Here is an 18,421-nt window from a genome sequence, read left to right as displayed (position 1 = left end):
TAATTCGGGGCGTCGCGTGACGTCGGTTCCCAAGACCTGGTTGTGGTCTTGGGAACCGACGTTGTCGTAGGGGGAGAGAGCCGATGTCGATGCGTCCGGGTGGGGCGGTGGAGATCCCGGTGGAGACGGTTCGGGTGGCCCGAGCGGCGTTCCCGAAGGGCAGCCTTGCGATCCGGGTCCGTGACGAGTTGGGGGTGCTGTTTCGCGACGAGGACTTCGCGGACCTGTTCCCCGCCCGGGGCAAGCCTGCCTGGTCACCGGGCCGATTGGCGTTGGTCCTGGTGCTGCAGTTCGTGGAAGGACTCACCGACCGGCAGGCTGCGGAAGCGGTGCGGGCGCGCATCGACTTCAAGTATGCCCTCGGGCTGGAGCTGGCTGATCCGGGCTTTGATTTCTCGGTGCTGTCAGAGTTCCGGGATCGGCTGATCGAGACCGACACCGGACGGCGGGTGCTGGACGGGATTCTGGCCGCAGCCCGGGACAAGGGCCTGCTCACCGGTGGTGGGAAAGCCCGAACCGACTCCACGCATGTGCTCTCCGCGGCCCGTGAGCTGGTCTGGCTGGAGATGGTCGCCGAGACGCTGCGGTCGGCGCTGAACGCGCTCGCCGTCGTCGCCCCCGACTGGCTGATCCAGGTCGCCGAGCCGGACTGGTTCAAGCACTACGCCACCCGCGCCGAGGACTCTCGTTTCCCCAAGGCCCGCACCAAACGGGATGAGATCGGCCGACGGGTCGGAGCGGACGGGATGCGTCTCCTTGAGGCCGTGACCTCGCCCGACGCACCTGCCGGTCTCAAGGCGGTGCCGCAGGTAGAGATCCTGCGGCAGATGTGGGTCCAGAGCTTTTACCTCATTGATGGCGAGGTGAGGCGGCGCGACCCAAAAGACCGGCCACCAGGCGTGACGCGCCTGGTCAACCCCTATGACATCGAGGCCCGCGACGGCGCGAAGCGCGACACCTTCTGGGACGGATACAAAGTCCACCTCACTGAGACCTGCGGTGCCGACACCCCGAACCTGATCACGCATGTCGCCACCACCGACGCCACGGTCAGCGACTTCGACATGGTCCCGGCTGTCCACGCTGGTCTCGCCCGCACCCAACTGCTTCCCGACGAGCACCTGGTCGACGCCGGCTATGTCAGCGCCCGACACATCGTCGCGGCCCGGCGCGACCACAGCATTGATCTGGTGGGACCGATGGTGCCCGGCCCAAGCTGGCAGGGTAGGACTGACGGCGGCTTCCCCGTCGGCGCGTTCACTATCGACTGGGACCACTGCAAGGTCACCTGTCTTGGCGGCAAGACCAGCACTCGCTGGGCGAGGGAACCCGCCGGGGACCGAGTCGACATCCGAGTCCAGTTCTCCATGGCCGACTGCCGACGTTGCCATGTCAAGGATTCCTGCACGCGCGGACCACGCCGCAAGCTGACTTTCCAGGACCAGGACATCCAGGAAGTTCTGCACCAGCGCCGGGCCGAGCAGGAAACCGACGAATGGAAGACGCGCTATCAACTCCGCGCCGGAGTGGAAGGCACCATTTCCCAAGGCGTAGGGCGCTGCGGCCTGCGCAGATCCCGCTACCGCGGGTTTGCTAAGACCAGTCTCCAGCACCAGCTCACCGGGGCGGCGATCAACCTCGCCCGCATCGATGCCTGGCTCTCCGGTACCTCCCATGCCCGCACGCGCGTCTCCCACTTTGCGGCTCTTCAGCAGAGCGAGGGCTGAGCAGCGCCTACGGAGTTGATGGCCTCGGCCCCCTTACAGATTTGCCGACGTCGGATGGCCAATTGGGCCTGAATCGGGCGACGAAGTCGGCGAAGTCCTCGCACAGGTACTGCGGGTCAGAGGGCTTCAGCCGTATCTGCTGATGATCGCTGTGCACCCACCAGACCTCGAAGTCGGTCACTGTCCCCTCGACAGGCCAGTCCTCGCTTCGCCGACGAGGCAGAAGCACGACGTCGACGAACCCTCCGACACTGAGGCCAATGTCCACGAAGACGCCGATCGCCCCGGGCCTGGGCACTCGGACGACAGTGCCCGTGAAGACCTGACCGAAGCGCAGCTCACCTTGAACTCGCTCCCACTCTGCTTCCGTCACCACTTACGCATCCTCGCACCTCAGCACTGGCCTTTATAGGAGAGCCCGGTGCGAGCTGAAGCTCGCACCGGGCTCAACATCTGAATTCGCCAACAGCGTCTGCAGAAAAGAGGACGGGGCGAGCGGCCTCATGCAGGCACCCGCCGGTCCCGGCCGCAGGGGCCATAGCCGACGGCGAGCCAGGGGGCGCGGTCGAGGAAGCGGCCCACGCCGATGACACTGCTCACCCTCCTGTGCTGACATGACGGGAAACCAGCTGGGGAGGATCCGGACGGCGGTCTCGTATGGTGACTGCCGCCAGGGTCGGCATCGAAGGCAGGAAGTGGAGGGTGCCGGTGAACAGGCTGGTCATCACACCGGCAGTGGTCGAGCGGGACGCGGTACTGGCATTGACCGGTGAACTCGACATGGGCGGCGAGGAGCCGCTGGCTGAGGCGGTCGAGAAGCTGATCGACGCGAGTTACCGCCGAGTCGTGCTGGACTGCACGGGTGTAGCGTTTTGCGATTCACGCGGCTTCAACGCACTGCTGGCAGCCCGGCAGGCAACACAGGACGCCGGGGGCGCGCTGGCGCTGGCCGCGATTTCAGAACGGCTGCAGTCCCTGCTGGCCCTGGTCGCCGGAGAGATGATCTTCAACATCGCCCCTACCGTGGAACAGGCACGGCTCCTGCTTGCCGGATGCGCCATCAACAGCGAAGCCGAGCCCGCCTAGCCCGGCCGCGCCCAGCGGTATCACCCGGCCGCAGTCAGGCTGCAGCTGGGCCCGCCGGCCGGGCCTGGGGACGGCCAACGGGCCACACCTGCCATCTATCCATCGCTGATCCGGCTGGGTCTCTGCTATCGGTCCTTTTGCTGGGCAGGCGTATCAGCAGCACCACGAACCACCAGCCGCCTGCCTCCGTCGACTTGGATGAAGCCCCGGACGCACCCGCCCGGGCCCGCCGAATCGCCACCGGCTTCCTGAGCGAAGCCGAACGGTTGCGCGGGCGCCCGGCCAGCCCGGCCGCCGCCGACGCAGTACTGCTGGTGACCAGCGAACTGGTCACCAACGCCGTTCGCCACGCCCCAGGGCCCTCACTCTGCGCTTGACCCTGTACGACGAGAGCGTGCTGGTCGAAGTCAGCGACACCAGCGCCAGTCCCCCGCGGCCCCGCGCCCCGGACGTTACCGGGGCGCATGGTGGGTGGGGCTGGACACTGATCGCCAGGGTGGCCAACGAGGTGCGCGTCATGCCCGGGCCCGGCGGTGGGAAGACGGTGCTCGTCCGACTTCCCTGGTGATCCGGGCCACCCTGTGATAAAAGGTGCACGTTCGGACCGCCGATGGTCGCATGGCCGTCATCCGCGTGAGTATGCGCAGCCTCGTGTGTCACAAAGACGATGGCGGCTACGCCGGTGCCTGTCCCATAGTGGGGATCGAGGCGGACGGGGACCTGGTGGCTGCCGAACTGCTTCGGGATACCGCTGAGGCGGTTGCTGCGCTGCGCGCACAGTTCGCCACCATTGTCGGCCACGCTCCTGCAAAAGAGTTCCCCGAGGTATGACGGCAGCCGCTCGGGGCAGGCGGGCTGTATGGCCGACCTTGGAGAACTTCTGCAAGTAGCCATGCGCCGCCGTCGCCTGACCGCTCAGGCTCTCGCGGAGCGGACCGGTATTCGCACCCCGCGCATCAGGGTCTTTGCCAAAGACGGCGCCCAAGGACCCGTTCCTCCCACCGAGCAGGAATTGGCTGAAATCGCCGCAGCCTTGAGGCTGCCGCTGCCCGATGTCCTTGACGCCGCCCGCACTCCGGCTGGGACGATGGCCTGACACCCGCACCCACTGCGGAGGTGATCGCGGTGCTGTTGCCCGCCGTCTTTTTAGGGCTGATGCTGGCTCTGGGTCGCGACGAGGAACATCTGTTCAGCGCCCGTCACCGTCGCCTCCGCGCGGGCCGGCACGTCCGCCTGTCGCCGACGTCGAAGCCGCCGGGGACCGAACCGGCTTCGGTGCGTTAGTCCGCCCATGCCCCTCTGCGACCGACCTGAGCAGGCACGGCCTGCATGACGAGCCGGCCCAGTCGAGACCGAGTTCAGCGAGGGCAGCCAGGGCTCCGGCCCCGGTCGAGGAGGCCGCAGAGATCAAGCGGCTCAAAGCCGAGAACGCCGAGCTGCGGCGGGGGCCAACGAGACAGACGGCGCTCGCCTCCCAGGTATCACTCACCCGGAATGGTTGACTACATGTGTGATCAAACGGCGTAGCTGCGGGGAAGTCATCACGGCGGGCGGCGCAGTAGTAGCGGCCCTGATTGTGGTCGGCGGACCGATGCTCTGGCGTGCTGCGGCTGCAGACGAACGGCCCAAACTCTCGGTTACCGGCCCCGAGAAGACCGCTGAAGTGGAAGTGGACCGTACCGCGGAAGGCCGTGCGCTCGGGCACCTACGGCTAGTTGTGACGAGTACCGGCACAGCAGAGTCTGCTCTGGCCTCTCACGCCTATCTCGATAGGGTCGGCAACCGAGCCGATAATGACTGCACACAGGATTCTGCAGCCGAAGTGCAGATCGTGGGGAAGCATAAAAAGGTGGCAGTGCCGAATGCCGTCCCTGTCGACATCAAACTGGTGGTTCTCGACAAGTGCGTGGGCAGGGAGGGAACGCTCGTACTTACAGGGGCTCCCGAAAGCGATCCGACGACAGTTCGCTTCAATCTCACGCGCGCGGTGGAGGGTAACGTCGCCTACCGTGACGCGGTGTGTTGGGCGTTTGTGGCTGCACTCCTTGCGTGCAGCTTGATGGCGATGCAGGGCCAATTGCTGAAGGTCCGGCAGAAGTGGCAACCGGAGAAATGGCTCGGCGCACTGCCTGAGAAGTGGTGAAGAAAAGCCCTCAAGATTGAATCGCCCTGGTCGGTCAAGGACAGTTGGTTGACGAACATCACCGCACTCGGAGCAGTCCTCGGAACGGTGGTGACCACGACGGGGTTCCTCCAGGACTGGCTACCAGGCATCTCTCTGGGACCCTTTCTCGGCTTGAACCTCCTCTTCGGCGGAACGATTGTTTTTGCACCGATCGTCTACGCCGCGTCATGCATGTGGGGGCCAGAGACGAACCGCCCGGACAAGAAGGCCCACCCAGTCGGACGCGGTTGGGGACTTATGGCTGCCGCAGGTACGACCCTGTTCGGGGTTTTCGGGCAGCTTGCCACGACAGGCGCACTCATCGATTCCTCCACCGCCAGCCGCACTAGTAAGGGCCTGCTCCTAGTTCTCTTGGTCATTTCCGCGCTTACCGTCACGCTTTACGCCATTAGATTTGTGCGGGGAGCAATATCGGGCACGGCGGAAAGCGGGACGCTGTAACTGGCTCGCGGCGCCGGCCGCCAGTTGCACAGCGGCGATGTCGTAGTCCTGGTGACCTACGGGCGGTTCAGCTCGCGCTCCGCCCCGTACGCGAAGTCGAAGCGGCTGCACCTGGTCGACGTGCGGGCGAGGGCGGTCTCGGGAAGGACGCAGAGCGGGCCGTGGAACGCGCGAAGCAGCTGACGGCGATCGACCCGGACTGGAACTGCCCGTGGCCACTGGACTGGCAGCGGCACTACCGCGTCCTTGCCGACCTGGTCGACGCCGACGGCGTCCGTTCTAGCGGATCGTACCGCTAGGTTCTGTCGTCAAATGTCACGCCCACATCAGGAGTGAGGCGAGGGTGACGGCTGCTTCGTAGGACTGGGCAGTCTTGTCGTATCGGGTCGCGATGCCGCGCCACTGTTTCAAGCGGTTGAAGCACCGTTCCACGACGTTGCGGTGCTTGTAGGCCCTGCGGTCGAAGGCCGGCGGGCGGCCTCCGTTGCTGCCTCGCCGGGCCCGGTTGCGGACCTGGTCGGCCCTCTCAGGGATGGTGTGGGCGATACCCCAGCGACGGAGCCAGGCACGGATCGCCTTCGAGCTGTAGCCCTTGTCGCCCAGGACGTGATGGGGCCGGGTCCGGGGCCGTCCCGGTCCGATCCGGGGCACCCGGATCGCTTCCATCACGGCGGTGAACTGGGTGCAGTCGTTGGTATTCCCGCCCGTGACAACGAAGCCGAGCGGGCGGCCGGATCCGTCGCAGGCCAGGTGGATCTTGCTGGTCAGACCGCCTCTGGACCGGCCGAGGGCCGGGTCGCGGAGCCCCCTTTTCGGGCCCCGGCCGCGTGCTGGTGAACCCGGACGACCGTGGAGTCGACCGAGACCAGCCACTCGATGTCACCCGCCGCGTCCGCCTTAGCCTGAGCGGCCCGCAGCATCCGGTCGAACGTGCCGTCCGCTGCCCACCTGCGGAAACGGGTATGGAGCGTGGCCCACGGCCCGTACCGCTCGGGCACGTCCCGCCAGGCCGATCCGGTCCGGAACTTCCACACGATGCCGTTCAGAACCCGCCGGTCGTCCAGCCGCTTCCGCCCCCGCAACGACTCAGGCAGCAGCGGCCGGACGAACTCCCACTCAGCATCCGACAGTTCATGGCGACGTATCACGGCACCATGATCCACCACCCAAGATCATTTGAAGACACTGCCTAGCCCCGTCGTCTCCCGGAGGCGCGATGCCCAGGACCTTGAAGAGCACGCACCTGAATAGCCGGTGACCCAGGCAGCAGCCGGTCGTTGAACTTCCAGGAATGTGAGTGCAGAGGGAAGTCCCGGACCACTGTCACAAACAGCTCCGGGACTTCGCACTCACGGCCCGACTGGTGCCGGATCGTCCGTGGTCTGGAGGAAGGCCGCCTGGACGCGCAGCCGGTGGGTCTCGGGGTGAGTTTCCTCGTAGCGGTTCATGACCTGCTCGTAGTGGCCGGCGGCGAACAAGTGAGCTTGGCCCCTTCGTGCAAAGCCGCCTTCTTCGAGGCGTACACCCACACGTCCAGGCGCCCCGATCTGCTGTAGCCGCGGTGCGCCAGCGTCCACACCCGCCGGATCCTTCGTCGACTCCACCGTGCCGTCCGGACGGAACAGCCGCGAGGAGACCAGCTGCTTGATGAAACGGGCGTATCGGTCACCTTCGGGAGGCTACCCACACCACCGAACCGTGTGGCTGGACCCGGCGAAACCCGCCTGCCGTGGGCGGCGCAGTGGGGCATCAGCAGTGCGAGCGCGGAGCAAACTGCGGAACACGCCTCGGGGCCGACCGCCAACCACTGCGGTCGGCCCCTGGAGGAGGTGCACCGTGTCCTTAACCACTCACTCATCAGTCGTGTGCCCACACGAGACGGCCCTGAACAACCCGAGAGAAGTCCGACCCGTGACCCGAGTGCCGTCGACGCTGTTGTGCCAGGCGACGCGCGCATGAACCCACCACGGCATGCACGCGCCGCAGGGGCCCTGGTAGCCGCGCCCGGCCCAGGGCCCCACTCGACCCCTTCGCGCCCGCGCCAAACCGGTGGCGGCGTGCCAGACCCGCAGAGCTCCCTTCTTGAGTGCCTTACGCGCCGTGTGATCGCTCCGGTCCCGGGCGGGCGTGCCCGTATGGCACGATCCGGCATCCTTCTCGCGAGAACCATCCTGACCTCACCTTGCTCACCGCCTGATGCAACGATGGAGACCGCAGCCGCTGCACCGCCTGGTCTGCCATGGTCTGCCGGTTCAGTTCTGCGCAACAGCCACCATCGCCCACACGACCGTGATCACCGCCGCGCACAGCATCACCGCCCGTCCTCGCCCCAGTGCCGCTTCCCCCACCGGCCAGACGAACGCACCGGATGCGCAGCTGTCCGGCTGCGGCCCGGCGTGCCCCACCACCGAGTCGTCACTCCAGCGGCCCCGGCTGTCTGCCTGCCGCAACAGCGCGCACAACACGCAGTCGTCACCGTCGTGCACCGGCGCCTCCAGCCAGTACACACACGCCGACACCCATCCCCGGAGCGATCTCACCGTGGGAACCTTCCCTGCCCCACCAACGCCCAGGGCCCGCGACAGGAACGCCAGTGAGCAGTAGCGCAACCTCACTGAGGCGCAGCCGTTAGCAAGCAGCACACACGCGGGGCATCAGTTCTGCTCAAATGTGGCCGGCCCAGGTTCTTCGCCCACCCGGGCCGGCTCACCGGGCCTTCGTACGCCCCCACGGTCGGCTCGCCAAAGCGCCACGGCGCCCAAGCGCCCGCATCATCCGGTTGCCGGTGCGGTACCGCGACGCCGCCAGGTCGACGACGTCCGACCTCAAGGCAGCGACGCGCTTTCCAACACGCTCGAGCCGCACTGCCCGGGACCGGGTCCCGGTGTGTCAGCGGCGGTCCGCCGCAGGAGCGCTGTCGCTGCCGGCGAAGAGCGTCTGCGCGAGTTCGTCATCCATCGCCTCGCGGACCTTCCGTGTCAGAACGCCCCCGGTGGCTTCGCCGACCACTTCCATCACAGCCCGTGCCTGATGGGTTTGCTTTGGGCGTGTCCGCGCCGGACCGCTGAGTGACACGGTCGAAGAATTCCTGACTGTTCATACGTGCGCCGGTGGTGGGCTGGTCGGCGGCGGCGACGACCCGGCGCAGGTGTTCGCCGACCTCTGCCGGGAGCTGGGCGGAGCGGAGTCGGTATCGATAGGCAGGGCGTTTTCCACGACGGGCAGACGCCGCACGGCGTGCTCGCGCATCAAGGAAACAGCCCGGTCGAGGTCGTCGTCGGGCGAGACCGTGACCAGCTCCTCGCTGCAGGCATCGGCCACGCTGTAGTCCGCCGTGCTGCCCTCCCGCGCCACGATCCGCACCGCCCGATCCCGGTCGGTGACCGGCCCCTCAGTTCGTCGCCCTTGGCGACCAGCACCGCGCCGATGCCCTCGTCCCGCACCACCCGGGCGACCTCCGCGACCGAGGCCTGCGGCCCCACTGTGATGGGCGCAACGGCCATCACTTCACGCACTTCGGGGCACGTCGATCACGCCGGCCTACCGGCCGCGGCCTTCTGGCTGTACCCGGCAGGGCCCCCACCGCACGCGTGATCGTCCCGCTTTGCACTCCGATGGCGCATATGGGGCACCCGGCACGTGTAGGGAAGCGTGACGCACGAGATCCGAGAGAGAGTGACGAGCGATGCTGATGCGTACCGATCCGTTCCGAGAGCTCGACCGGCTCGCCCAGCAGCGCTTGGGCACGACGGCCCGGTCGGCGGTCATGCCGATGGACGCCTACCGCCACGAGGGTGCCCTGCTGGTCCACCTGGACCTGCCCGGCATCGATCCCGAACCGATCGACCTGAACGTCGAGCAGAACGTCCTCACCGTCAAGGCCGAACGCTCCGCCCAAGAGGCCAAGGATGTCGACATGTTCCTTGCCGAACGGCCCCACGGCATCTTCAACCGCGAGGTGTTCCTCAGCGAAACCCTCGATGCCGACCACATCGAGGCCAGCTACGACGCCGGAGTACTCATCATGCGGATCCTGGTCGCCGAAGCCAAGGCACGCAAGATCGAAGTCAGCCACGGCGGCAGCGAGAAGAAGGAAATCACAAGCTGAACCCGGCGCGGCTCAGCGGGGATCGCCGTAGGAGGCTTCCTCCATCGCCCCAAGGAGCAGCTGGAACTCCGCGTCGTTCACGGCGTGGCTGATCCGTCCGATCTGCACCGGGCACCGGTTCACCAGCGACGCGGCGAACTCCAGCACCGCCGCCTGACTCCTGGAGACCTCGCGGGACCATCCCGGGGTTTCCAGGAGGTGGCCGACACCGTCCCAGTCGACCATGGGATACCGGCCGGAAAAGTCGATCAGCGGATGATCGACCATGCCCGCGAGTTCCTGGTCGTCGGTCAGGCGCCGCAGCCAGTAACCGTCGCCGTGAGCACCCAGCAACTTCGTCGCCGCCCGCATCGGCTCGTTCACCACCCCCTCCAGCAAGCTCTCGGCAAGCTCCTCACCCGTCGCCCTGTCACTGGCCACACTCACCGGCATCTCCATCCGTAAAGGGTCGGCTTCGCATCCACTGTGCGCCGCCACTCCCGTTGACCTGCCACGAACACGCCGGACGTCAGCCAGTCGGCGGGCGGCGCCCGGCCTCAGCGGTGCGGCCGTCGTCAACCATTGAGTTGCTTAGAAGCCATCCGCATTCCGGTCAGTGGAGTTGCCGGTCGAACAGGGTTCCTGTTCGGGTGATCGCGGCGGGAGCGGTGCATGAAGGCGGGACCTCCTGCTAGCTCGGCGATGCGAGACAGCTCGAGCTTCCGGACGCCCTGTTGTCACAGACTTGCGTGAGCGTGTCCGTACTGGTGCTCTGACCGCATCTGACCGCGTAGGTCTCGCGCGCGAGGGGTCAACTGCGGGGAAGGAAGTGCCGTTGCCATACCAGATCCGCACGCGTCGGCACGGGATTGGAGCACTGAGTATGGTCCGCACTGTGGTCCCCATGGCGTTGACGATTGTGCTCGTGGCAATTGGCCTGTTGCACTTCATCTGGGCGTTCTCCCCCTGGCCGATGAGCGATGCGGTGACTTTTTCCAGGACGATTGGTGGCGTCGATGATGACAAGATGCCGCCGGCACCGAGCACCGTTCTGGTGGGTCTGGCACTGATCGGTGGCGCTGTGCTCACCCTTATGGTCAATGAGTCCATACCGACGGTCGGCCCGGGCTGGCTGCGGCTGGTGGGTATGTACGGCCTGACGGTGGTTCTACTCGCCCGTGGCCTGGGTGGCTACTTCATGAACTCCGGAGCCGCCAGCGAATTCCAGCGGTTGAACACTGTCCTGTACCCACCGTTGTGTGTGGCACTCGGCGTCCTGAGTGGAATTGTTGCGGTAGCCGCGAGCAGGCGTTAGAAGCCATGCGCATCCCGGTCAGTGGAGTTGCCGGTCGAACAGGGTTCCTGTTCGGGTGATCGGCGGGGCCGGTGCATGAAGGCAGGGCCTCCTGGTAACTCAGCGATGCGAGACAGCTCGAGCTTCCGGAGGCTCTGTTGTCGCAGTCTTGCGTGAGCGTGTCCGTCGCGTCCAACTCCCGCGTGTTGCCGTGCGACTGCCTCGCGCACCGGTTCGGGAATGCCGCAGACCACCCGGACCGTATCCCGTGCTACGTCTCGGACATGACGGAGGCCGAGTGGCAGGAAATGCGCTGGTCGCTGCCGGTGCCGGCCTGGCTTCAGGGACGGGGCGGGCGGCCCGAGGGCTACTGCCACCGGCAGATGCTCGACGCCGTGCGGTACGTCGTCGAAAACGGCATTAAGTGGGCGAACCTCCCTGCGGACTTCCCGCCCTGCAAGCGGGTGCACGCCTTCGCCCGCCGCTGGCAGGTGACCGGCCTGCTCGCCGAGCTCCACGACCGGCTCCGCGACCGCGTCCGGGCGAAGGAGGGCCGCGATGCAGATCCGAGTGCGGCGATCGTGGACTCGCAGTCGGTGCGGGCCGCGGCGCGAACATCTCCAAGACCACGTCCGGGTGGGACGGCGGGAAGAACGTGCCGGGCAGGAAGAGGCACGTGGTGGTCGACTGTCTCGGCCTGGTCCTGGCGGTGCGGGTGACCGCGGCGAGCGTGCAGGACCGCCACGCTGCCGTGCCACTGCTTACGCGGCTGCGGGAACGGTACTTCTCCATCCGCCTCGTCTGGGCGGACTCCGGCTATGCGGGCCGCCTGGTCGACTGGGCCGCTGAGAAGCTCCGGCTCACCCTTCAGATCGTGAAACGCTCCGACGACACCACGGGGTTCGTGGTGCTGCCGAGACGGTGGGTTGTAGAGCGCACGCTGAGCTGGCTGTTCCGCTCGCGTCGCCTGGTGCGCGACGTCGAGACGCTCCCCGAGATGCACGAGGCCATGGTGCTGTGGTCCATGACCATGCTGATGAGCGCCCGCCTGGCCGGGCGTCGCCGGGACGCCTTCCTCACGCGGCCATCGGCACCGGCTCCTTGCAGACGGTGAACAGCCCCGGCTCCACCTCGGTGGCCCAGCCCCGCGCGGCAAGCCGCTTCAGCCGCGAGCGCACCCCCTCTACCCGGGCCGGGATCGCGGGCTCGCCCAATGCGATCGTGGTCTGCCTCGCCCGCATTCCGCCGTCGGCCTCCGGCGTGGCCAGGACCGACATGATCCGCTGGTACTCCGGCGCGAGCACCTCCGCACCGACGCCTTCGACGCGATGCGGCACCGTCGACCGCGGTACTGCGGCGGCCCTGACCTGCCCCGTTGTCTCGGCGACCGGCTCGGCCAGCACCTCGGTAACGGTCTCGCGAGCCTGGCCGAGCCGTTCCAACTGCACTTCTGCCGCGCTGAGCGCGGCCATGATCCGCTCAGCCTCTTCACGCAGCTGGGCCACCTCTTCGCGGATCTTCTTCTCCCGGGCCTCCAGCAGACCGAGCACCGACGGCATCAGCCACCTCCACGAACGTGACGCGAGCAGACGAACGCTCAACCTCTCCCACTGCCAGCGGGAGTTCATGCCCGACCAGCCGAAACCCAATGATCAGACTCGGATGCGGATGGCTTCTCAGGCTGGTTGCCGTGATCCCGCTGCACCCACACCGCACCAAGGGCCCTGGCGTCCTGGGTGCCACCCCCGACCAGCCTGCCGGCCCCGTCGGCCGTTGGCCCGAGCCCTGCGACACCGAGGGCGACACCACCGGGGCCCACCCACAGGAAGCCTGCGTGTCAGCCCCGCCGGAAAGAAGCAACCGATGACCTTGTGGCGGCAGGTCCTGGCAGCGCTCAACGACGACAGCCTCGACGACGCGACACGCGAAGAGATCATCGCCCGTGGCGCCGCCCAGCTCGCCACCCGTCGCACGCCACAGGGCGTGCAAGCGACACCCGATGACGTCATGCGGATCGCGTTTGAGGAGTTTTCGACGCTGTTGGCCGGCGACACGGCCCGCAAAGCCCTACGCCAGACCCACCGCCAGGGGTAACCCGGCCGGGCCGACCAACGTTAAGCGGCGTATGACCACCACCACGGCGACCCGGCCCGCCCCGGCCATCGACGTCCAGGGAGACGGCAGTGAAACGGTCCTCCGCCCTGAGCTCGAACCCATCTTTACTGACCTCGCAGGACGGTGGCAGAGCGCCGGGCGCCTCGTGCCTGGCCGGCACGACGAGGAATAGATCATCCTTGCCCGCCGCTGCCCCCGGCCCCGATCGGCCGCCGAGGTCCGGACGAGTACCCGAGCGGCCTGTGGTCGGCACGACGGCAGGGCGCCGCGTTGGGTAGGACGCGGCCCTTCTGGGCGCGACGAGGTCCCCAGCACAGGCGCTGGGGACCTCAGCCCGGAGTTACCACTCAGTGGCCGGCTGTGCCGCCCTCTCCGTAGGACCGACGGGCCGCGTCGGCGGCCTTGTCGGTCTGAGCGTCGTACTTGTCCCCGGTACGCTCATCGACCGCACGTTCCGTGCTCTCGACACCCTTGTCGGCTTGATCCGGGTGGCTCTTGGCCATCTCCTTGGCCTTGTTGGCCATATCGCCCAGCTTGCCCATGAGATACCTCCTGCGGTAGAGCGGGTGTGTCGTCGTACGCTGCAGCTCGTACCCTTCACTCGTGGTAAGAACCGCTGCTGTGCCTGATCCGCCCTCGCGGTCTCGTGGCCGTGCTGAGGCATGAGCGAGCTGTTTCACGGCCGATCAGCCAGGGCATGTGGCCGCTTTTGCTCATGAAGATGCCCGAGATACGGCTGACAGGGCGGGAGTGGAGCGGTTCAAGCGTGTCGTCGGGCCCACAGGGGGGTGACGAGGGCGATGAGGAGGGCAGCGACGCCGATCTGGAAAATGTGTCGGATCCAGTCGATGCCGCCGGTGTCGCGTACGCCGAAGACGCTGGCGAGCGTATTGCCGGCAAGGGCGCCGACAATACCGAGGAGGACCGTCAGCCAAAGGGGAATGGGCTGACGTCCGGGCAGCGCGAGTTTGGCCAGCAGGCCGATGATGAGTCCCGCGATGATGGCCCATAGGAACGACACGACAACTCCTCCTGTTCGAATGCCCCGATCTTTCGGGAACCTATAGCCCGCATGCCCGACAAGCCGCGCTGTACTCGTCACCGAACAATGGAGGCAAACGCAGAACAGAGCCCGACGCAGAGCGTTTACTACAGACTCGCTCTATGCCGCTGGCCGAGGTTGCTGCGAAGCTGGGCAGACTGCGCCTGGGCGCTCCCGGCTTGTGCACGGTGGCTGATGGCAGGAGCGTCGCCACAGCCCATGGCACACCGCAATGGTCCGGTGGTGAGCTGTCACCGGCACTACCGCGCACCGTGCAACGGCACACGGGCATGTGGGTGAAAGCCGGGCGCGGCTGTGTGCCGGGCGGCGTGGATGCGGTCGTATCACGCGGTCGCCCCGCTGCCAGCCCTTTGTGACGGGGGCTGGCAGCGGGGCGGGCGATCAACTGGCTGGGTTCAGCTGCCGGTGGGGGTGACGCCGAACATCAGCGTGCGGCGGGCGACGTCGTAGTGGACGGTGCCGGTGTTCTCCAGCAGGTCTTGCAGGACATCGGCGTCATTGGCGTCGACGGTAAGGACCTCTTCCCAGGCGCCTTCGTCCAGGACGAGTTGGAGGGTGAAGGTACCGGGGACGCCGGGTTCGCCGGCTACCCAGCTGAACTGGTAGTGGCTGAGCTGGCGGACCTTGATGCTGTCGTCGGTGAGCGGCTGCTTGACCCTGGCCATGCATTCTCCTCGTTCAACAGGTGGTGCGGTACGCGGCCCGGACTCCCCGGGCGTCCGGGCGATCGGCTTGTTCTCCGGCATACGGAAGGAACCACTGGTCAGCGGTCGGTGTCGCGGTCGGGCGTGTCGGCTTCGATGTGCTCCTTGCGGACCCGGCCGCGGACCGTCTCTTCCTCGACGTGTTCCTTCGTGTCCAGCCGTACCCGCTCCACCGGAACGGCCTCGGTCTCGACGACGGGGCGCTCCGCGTGCAGGGTGACCTCGTGCTCCGACTCGGAGATTTCGGGGCCGGACAGGGCGTCATCGCGGTTGGCGTCGGTGATCGGCTCGCGTTCGATGCGGACCTCCTCGTGCCGGACGGGGACGGTCTGCTGGACCTCTTCGGTCACCACGTACTTGCGCAGGCGGGCCCGGCCGGCCTCGCGGCGTTCGGTGCCGACGTGCATCTGCTCCTCGGAGCGGGTCATCGCCTCGTCACCGCCGCGTGCCATGTCAGAGGCGCTGGTGTCGTCGGCGGCGGGCGTGGTGCCGGTGTGGGCCCAGCCACCTTCGCCGGGCTGGTTGGCCTGCTGCCAGGCTTGGTCCCAGGCGATGCCGTAGTGCTCGTAGAGGCGGTGCTCCTCATCCGCCGAGAGGTGTCCGCCGGCGTCGACGTCGACGTTGGGTGCGTCCTTGATCTTGTCCTTGCCGTAGGGGGCCTCGAGGTGGTCCTCGACCACGGTGGCGTCCTTGATCGGCACGAATGATTCGCTGGTGCCGAACATGCCGGTCTTGACGCTGACCCACTCGGGCCGGCCGGTGGCTTCGTCAAGGAAGACATGCTTGGCGTCGCCGAGCTTGTTGCCCTCGGCGTCGTAGACCGGATGATCCAGCACGGTCGGGATCTGCTCTCGGGTGATCAACTCAACCCTCCTGCTTCCTCGGTGTTGGGTTCCCCGTCCGGCTGACCGACATCCAGGGGGACTAAACATCCGCAAGCCCGTGCAAAGGGAATCCGTTTTCTTCCGCCGAGGGCGGTAACCCATCTGGCATGGCACGGACACCGGAACCACAACAGCAGCGAAACCAAGTCGGCCGCCACGACGGCGCCGATCGCTATGGAGACCGTACGAGCGGCAAACACGAAGGCTCGCAAGAGCCAGGCACCATCGGGCCGGATCCGGAAGTGGAGCGCAACGCGCCCGACGAGCCGACTTCCATGCCCAAGAGGTCGTGGTGGGCGGTACTGAAGCGCACGGTGAAGGAGTTCAAGGACGACGAGCTCGCCGACCGGGCCGCAGCCCTGACCTACTACGGGGTCCTCTCGCTCTTCCCGGCCCTGCTGGTGCTGGTGTCCCTGCTCGGTATCGCGGGCAAGTCCGCTACCCAGCAGGTGATGGACAACCTGCAAAAGCTCACCCCCGGCCCGGCCCGGGACATCATTTCCAACGCCGTGCAGCAGTTGCAGGGCAACGGCGGCACCGGATCGCTCATGGCCATCGTGGGTCTGGTGCTGGCCCTGTGGTCGGCCTCCGGCTACATCGCCGCGTTCATCCGCACCTCCAACGCCGTCTACGACATGCCCGAAGGCCGCCCCGTGTGGAAGGTGCTGCCGCTGCGCCTGGTGCTGACGGTGGTCCTGATGGTGCTCGCAGTCGTCAGCGCCCTGATCGTGGTGTTCACCGGCCCCCTCGCCCAGCGGGCCGGCGCCACCCTGGGAGTCGGCGACAGCGCCATGACGGTGTGGTCGATCGCCAAGTGGCCGGTCCTGGTCCTGCTCGTGACGATCATGATCGCGATCCTGTACTGGGCCGCTCCCAACGCCAGGGGCCGCGGCTGCAAGTGGGTGACCCCGGGCAGCTTCCTCGCGCTGCTGCTATGGATGATCGCCTCGGCCGGCTTCGCCCTGTACGTGGCCAACTTCGCCTCCTACAACAAGACCTACGGCACCCTCGCCGGTGTGATCGTCTTCCTGGTGTGGCTGTGGATCACCAACCTCGCGGTCCTGCTCGGTCTCGAATTCGACGCGGAGATGGCCCGTCAGCGTGCCATTGACGGCGGCCACCCCGAGACCGAGGAGCCGTACGTCGTACCGCGTGACACCGCGAAGTGGACCGAGGAAGACCGCCGCCGCCTCGACTGAACCCAGCCCTCACACCCCACACCCCCGTGCCATTGGTTCGCGACGCGCCACGCATGCCCGTCAGCCAGGCCAGCGGCAAGGACCGACCGTCTGCGCATGTCAGACGCGGTGGCGGGAACCCGCCCGCACATGACCGGCCTGGCTGATCTCAAGGAAGGCGACCGTCGGCTCACCCGCCGCATGGCGCACTGGACCTCGCCCCTGGCGCGGCAAGTGCTGCCAGCGGTTGAGTCGGCGGCCGAACGCACCAAACTGTGGTGGGCCGCGGCGGCGATCATGTCCGCCGCCGGCGGCTACCGGGAACGAAAAGCCGCGGTCGCGGGACTGGCCACCATGGGAGTGGCGGAGCTGGTGTCCAACGCGGTGTGCAAACAGCTCTACGAGCGGCGCAGACCGCCCAAGGAGCTGATCCCCCATGAGGATGTACACGACCGCCCGGACAGCTCTTCGTTTCCTTCCGGGCACACCGCTGCCGCCGTCGGCTTCACCGTCGCCGTCGCCGGCACCTGCCCCGGGTGGGGCGCTGCCTGCGCGGTCCCGGCGGTGGCGGTCGCGGTCGAGCGGGTGCACTCCGGGGCGCACTACCCCAGCGACGTGGCCGTCGGCACGGTGATTGGACTGGCCAGTGCCTGGCTGGTCCGCCGAGCTCCCGGGCTGTGGCTGCGCCGCCTGCTGTGAACCGCCGATCCCCCAAGGAATCGAGGATGGCTCCTTTTCGCCGGGGTACCCGCTGCGGTGACACGCCCACGACAACTCGGAGGTTTGTGCAATGGCGGCGCGCTATGAGGTCCGGCATCAGCCCGGCAAGGGCTACCACTCGTGCTGATCGCGACGAACGGTCAGATCATCGCCACCGGCGAGCACTACGAAAGCCACCGTGCCTGCCTGAACGGCATCGACTCGGTCAAACGCAACGCCGACGCCCCCATCCAGGACGTCACCCGCGGCGACGGCAAGCAGAACTGACGAGGATGGGAAAAAGGAGTCCTCGTAAGGGGAGGTACTTCAAGGAAGGGCGGGTGATGACCATGAGCACCGTTGAGCACCCCACGGGGCCAAGCGGTAAGGACGACTCGGTTGGGGCGCTGGTGACGCAGGCGTCACAGCAGTTGTCGCAGCTGGTGCGGGACGAGATGCGCCTGGCGCAGGCGGAGATGGCCCAAAAGGGCAAGCGGTTCGGTATCGGCGGCGGTCTGTTCGGCGGCGCGGGCATGGTGGCGTTCCTCGCGCTGCAGGCTCTGGTGGCCACGGGGATTGCCGCGCTGGCCCTGGTGCTGCCGGTGTGGGCGTCGGCGCTGATCGTCTTCGGCGTGCTGCTGGTGATCGCCGGCGTCCTGGCCCTGGTGGGTAAGAAGCAGGTCGCCCAGGCCGGCCCGCCGGCACCCGAGAGGGCGATCGACGGCGTCAAGGCCGACGTGGCCGAGATCAAGGAGAAAGCGCACCGATGAGTGACAAGCCGCAGTCCCATGACGAGACCCCTACGCCTGAGGAACTGCGTGAGAAGGCCGAGGCCACGCGCGAGCAGCTCGGGCAGACGGTTGAGGCTCTGCCCGGCAAGGCGGATGTGAAAGCACAGGTTCAGCACAAGACGACTGAGGCAAAGGTGCAGGTGCAGAGGTCACGTCCGCTGGAGTGG

General features: G+C 67.2%; 27 protein-coding genes and 1 pseudogene. 18 read left to right on the top strand and 10 right to left on the bottom strand.

Features of this window, described 5'->3' with window-relative positions:
• The first annotated feature begins 83 nt into the window (after nt 1-83).
• The 8 genes and pseudogenes from J7E91_RS31675 to J7E91_RS36460 form a co-directional block, all read left to right on the top strand.
• On the top strand, nt 84-1,727 hold the full coding sequence (locus J7E91_RS31675; protein WP_214910310.1) for an IS1182 family transposase: 1,644 nt from the start codon (nt 84-86) through the stop codon (nt 1,725-1,727).
• 708 nt (nt 1,728-2,435) lie between these two features.
• Nucleotides 2,436-2,813, top strand: a complete 378-nt coding sequence (locus J7E91_RS31665) for an STAS domain-containing protein (protein ID WP_214910307.1) — start codon at nt 2,436-2,438, stop codon at nt 2,811-2,813.
• 373 nt (nt 2,814-3,186) lie between these two features.
• Nucleotides 3,187-3,381: an ATP-binding protein gene (locus J7E91_RS36465; RefSeq protein WP_251016553.1), complete on the top strand. Its 195-nt coding sequence runs from the start codon at nt 3,187-3,189 to the stop codon at nt 3,379-3,381.
• A 50-nt stretch (nt 3,382-3,431) separates the two neighbouring features.
• Nucleotides 3,432-3,644 carry a hypothetical protein gene (locus J7E91_RS31655; protein ID WP_214910306.1) on the top strand — a complete coding sequence of 71 codons (213 nt, stop codon included), beginning with the start codon at nt 3,432-3,434 and terminating at the stop codon, nt 3,642-3,644.
• 28 nt (nt 3,645-3,672) lie between these two features.
• Nucleotides 3,673-3,909 (top strand): helix-turn-helix transcriptional regulator, encoded by a 237-nt coding sequence (locus J7E91_RS31650; RefSeq protein WP_214910305.1) that lies wholly within the window; start codon nt 3,673-3,675, stop codon nt 3,907-3,909.
• Between the two features lie 414 nt (nt 3,910-4,323).
• On the top strand, nt 4,324-4,956 hold the full coding sequence (locus tag J7E91_RS31645; protein WP_214910304.1) for a hypothetical protein: 633 nt from the start codon (nt 4,324-4,326) through the stop codon (nt 4,954-4,956).
• 48 nt (nt 4,957-5,004) lie between these two features.
• On the top strand, nt 5,005-5,439 hold the full coding sequence (locus tag J7E91_RS31640; RefSeq protein ID WP_214910303.1) for a hypothetical protein: 435 nt from the start codon (nt 5,005-5,007) through the stop codon (nt 5,437-5,439).
• A 128-nt stretch (nt 5,440-5,567) separates the two neighbouring features.
• Nucleotides 5,568-5,711 (top strand): annotated as a pseudogene (locus J7E91_RS36460) (helicase); the annotation flags it as partial.
• A gap of 43 nt (nt 5,712-5,754) precedes the next feature.
• On the opposite strand, the gene J7E91_RS31635 reads toward J7E91_RS36460, so the two are convergent.
• The 4 genes from J7E91_RS31635 to J7E91_RS36455 all read right to left on the bottom strand — a co-directional run bounded on the left by J7E91_RS31635 (nt 5,755) and on the right by J7E91_RS36455 (nt 8,802).
• A protein-coding gene (locus J7E91_RS31635) for an IS5 family transposase (RefSeq protein ID WP_374224812.1) occupies nt 5,755-6,587 on the bottom strand; the annotation gives its coding sequence in 2 pieces (ribosomal slippage) (nt 5,755-6,245 and nt 6,245-6,587; 834 coding nt in all).
• Between the two features lie 201 nt (nt 6,588-6,788).
• Entirely contained in the window at nt 6,789-6,917 is a 129-nt protein-coding gene (locus J7E91_RS36900) for a hypothetical protein (RefSeq protein WP_285439158.1), read from the bottom strand.
• Between the two features lie 774 nt (nt 6,918-7,691).
• Nucleotides 7,692-7,946, bottom strand: coding sequence for a hypothetical protein (locus J7E91_RS31630; protein ID WP_214910302.1), 255 nt, complete (start codon nt 7,944-7,946; stop codon nt 7,692-7,694).
• 589 nt (nt 7,947-8,535) lie between these two features.
• Entirely contained in the window at nt 8,536-8,802 is a 267-nt protein-coding gene (locus J7E91_RS36455; protein ID WP_308377520.1) for a CBS domain-containing protein, read from the bottom strand.
• A gap of 322 nt (nt 8,803-9,124) precedes the next feature.
• On the opposite strand from J7E91_RS36455, the gene J7E91_RS31620 reads away from it, so the two are divergent.
• The gene (locus tag J7E91_RS31620; protein ID WP_214910300.1) at nt 9,125-9,547 is read left to right on the top strand and encodes an Hsp20/alpha crystallin family protein; all 423 of its coding nucleotides are present in this window, start codon (nt 9,125-9,127) and stop codon (nt 9,545-9,547) included.
• A 12-nt stretch (nt 9,548-9,559) separates the two neighbouring features.
• On the opposite strand, the gene J7E91_RS31615 is transcribed toward J7E91_RS31620, so the two are convergent.
• Nucleotides 9,560-9,973, bottom strand: coding sequence for a hypothetical protein (locus J7E91_RS31615; protein ID WP_214910299.1), 414 nt, complete (start codon nt 9,971-9,973; stop codon nt 9,560-9,562).
• 457 nt (nt 9,974-10,430) lie between these two features.
• Between J7E91_RS31615 and J7E91_RS31610 the strand changes: the two genes are divergently transcribed.
• The 3 genes from J7E91_RS31610 (at nt 10,431) to J7E91_RS31605 (ending at nt 11,934) form a co-directional block, all read left to right on the top strand.
• Nucleotides 10,431-10,841, top strand: coding sequence for a DUF3995 domain-containing protein (locus J7E91_RS31610; protein WP_251016552.1), 411 nt, complete (start codon nt 10,431-10,433; stop codon nt 10,839-10,841).
• A gap of 263 nt (nt 10,842-11,104) precedes the next feature.
• Nucleotides 11,105-11,539, top strand: coding sequence for a transposase (locus J7E91_RS37125; protein ID WP_308377519.1), 435 nt, complete (start codon nt 11,105-11,107; stop codon nt 11,537-11,539).
• A complete protein-coding gene (locus tag J7E91_RS31605; protein ID WP_308377518.1) occupies nt 11,500-11,934 on the top strand; it encodes a transposase in 435 nt (144 codons plus the stop codon). The genes J7E91_RS37125 and J7E91_RS31605 overlap by 40 nt, the downstream gene beginning before the upstream one ends.
• On the opposite strand, the gene J7E91_RS31600 is transcribed toward J7E91_RS31605, so the two are convergent.
• Nucleotides 11,897-12,379, bottom strand: coding sequence for a hypothetical protein (locus J7E91_RS31600; protein ID WP_214910297.1), 483 nt, complete (start codon nt 12,377-12,379; stop codon nt 11,897-11,899). The two genes, J7E91_RS31605 and J7E91_RS31600, sit on opposite strands and share 38 nt — an antisense overlap.
• 304 nt (nt 12,380-12,683) lie before the next feature.
• Between J7E91_RS31600 and J7E91_RS31595 the strand changes: the two genes are divergently transcribed.
• Nucleotides 12,684-12,914: a hypothetical protein gene (locus J7E91_RS31595; protein ID WP_214910296.1), complete on the top strand. Its 231-nt coding sequence runs from the start codon at nt 12,684-12,686 to the stop codon at nt 12,912-12,914.
• Nucleotides 12,915-13,282: 368 nt separating this feature from the next.
• Here J7E91_RS31595 and J7E91_RS31590 read toward each other — a convergent pair whose 3' ends face one another.
• The 4 genes from J7E91_RS31590 to J7E91_RS31575 form a co-directional block, all read right to left on the bottom strand.
• A complete protein-coding gene (locus J7E91_RS31590) occupies nt 13,283-13,477 on the bottom strand; it encodes an antitoxin (protein ID WP_214910295.1) in 195 nt (64 codons plus the stop codon).
• Between the two features lie 218 nt (nt 13,478-13,695).
• A complete protein-coding gene (locus J7E91_RS31585) occupies nt 13,696-13,956 on the bottom strand; it encodes a GlsB/YeaQ/YmgE family stress response membrane protein (RefSeq protein ID WP_214910294.1) in 261 nt (86 codons plus the stop codon).
• Nucleotides 13,957-14,393: 437 nt separating this feature from the next.
• Entirely contained in the window at nt 14,394-14,663 is a 270-nt protein-coding gene (locus tag J7E91_RS31580) for a hypothetical protein (protein ID WP_214910292.1), read from the bottom strand.
• A 98-nt stretch (nt 14,664-14,761) separates the two neighbouring features.
• Nucleotides 14,762-15,565: a DUF2382 domain-containing protein gene (locus J7E91_RS31575; RefSeq protein ID WP_214910291.1), complete on the bottom strand. Its 804-nt coding sequence runs from the start codon at nt 15,563-15,565 to the stop codon at nt 14,762-14,764.
• Nucleotides 15,566-15,693: 128 nt separating this feature from the next.
• On the opposite strand from J7E91_RS31575, the gene J7E91_RS31570 reads away from it, so the two are divergent.
• The 5 genes from J7E91_RS31570 to J7E91_RS31550 all read left to right on the top strand — a co-directional run.
• On the top strand, nt 15,694-16,785 hold the full coding sequence (locus tag J7E91_RS31570; RefSeq protein WP_214910289.1) for a YihY/virulence factor BrkB family protein: 1,092 nt from the start codon (nt 15,694-15,696) through the stop codon (nt 16,783-16,785).
• 96 nt (nt 16,786-16,881) lie between these two features.
• Entirely contained in the window at nt 16,882-17,463 is a 582-nt protein-coding gene (locus J7E91_RS31565) for a phosphatase PAP2 family protein (RefSeq protein ID WP_251016551.1), read from the top strand.
• Between the two features lie 141 nt (nt 17,464-17,604).
• Nucleotides 17,605-17,751, top strand: coding sequence for a YegP family protein (locus J7E91_RS31560; RefSeq protein ID WP_214910287.1), 147 nt, complete (start codon nt 17,605-17,607; stop codon nt 17,749-17,751).
• A gap of 62 nt (nt 17,752-17,813) precedes the next feature.
• Nucleotides 17,814-18,233: a phage holin family protein gene (locus J7E91_RS31555; RefSeq protein WP_214910356.1), complete on the top strand. Its 420-nt coding sequence runs from the start codon at nt 17,814-17,816 to the stop codon at nt 18,231-18,233.
• Nucleotides 18,230-18,421, top strand: a 192-nt coding sequence (locus J7E91_RS31550; protein ID WP_214910286.1) for a DUF3618 domain-containing protein, incomplete at its 3' end; no start/stop codon positions are given. The genes J7E91_RS31555 and J7E91_RS31550, both read left to right, overlap by 4 nt.

It is taken from the genome of Streptomyces sp. ISL-99 (genome assembly GCF_018614005.1).
Taxonomy (GTDB): Bacteria; Actinomycetota; Actinomycetes; order Streptomycetales; family Streptomycetaceae; genus Streptomyces; species Streptomyces flavidovirens.
This window is presented reverse-complemented; position numbering and strand designations above follow the sequence as displayed.

Coding starts and splice junctions, on each gene's coding strand:
- J7E91_RS31570 (WP_214910289.1), top strand. CDS start 15,694: ATGGCACGGACACCGGAACCACAACAGCAGCGAAACCAAGTCGGCCGC.
- J7E91_RS31620 (WP_214910300.1), top strand. CDS start 9,125: ATGCTGATGCGTACCGATCCGTTCCGAGAGCTCGACCGGCTCGCCCAG.
- J7E91_RS31600 (WP_214910297.1), bottom strand. CDS start 12,379: ATGCCGTCGGTGCTCGGTCTGCTGGAGGCCCGGGAGAAGAAGATCCGC.
- J7E91_RS31675 (WP_214910310.1), top strand. CDS start 84: ATGTCGATGCGTCCGGGTGGGGCGGTGGAGATCCCGGTGGAGACGGTT.
- J7E91_RS31580 (WP_214910292.1), bottom strand. CDS start 14,663: ATGGCCAGGGTCAAGCAGCCGCTCACCGACGACAGCATCAAGGTCCGC.
- J7E91_RS31565 (WP_251016551.1), top strand. CDS start 16,882: ATGTCAGACGCGGTGGCGGGAACCCGCCCGCACATGACCGGCCTGGCT.
- J7E91_RS31655 (WP_214910306.1), top strand. CDS start 3,432: ATGGCCGTCATCCGCGTGAGTATGCGCAGCCTCGTGTGTCACAAAGAC.
- J7E91_RS31610 (WP_251016552.1), top strand. CDS start 10,431: ATGGCGTTGACGATTGTGCTCGTGGCAATTGGCCTGTTGCACTTCATC.
- J7E91_RS31595 (WP_214910296.1), top strand. CDS start 12,684: ATGACCTTGTGGCGGCAGGTCCTGGCAGCGCTCAACGACGACAGCCTC.
- J7E91_RS37125 (WP_308377519.1), top strand. CDS start 11,105: ATGACGGAGGCCGAGTGGCAGGAAATGCGCTGGTCGCTGCCGGTGCCG.
- J7E91_RS31650 (WP_214910305.1), top strand. CDS start 3,673: ATGGCCGACCTTGGAGAACTTCTGCAAGTAGCCATGCGCCGCCGTCGC.
- J7E91_RS31555 (WP_214910356.1), top strand. CDS start 17,814: ATGAGCACCGTTGAGCACCCCACGGGGCCAAGCGGTAAGGACGACTCG.
- J7E91_RS31590 (WP_214910295.1), bottom strand. CDS start 13,477: ATGGGCAAGCTGGGCGATATGGCCAACAAGGCCAAGGAGATGGCCAAG.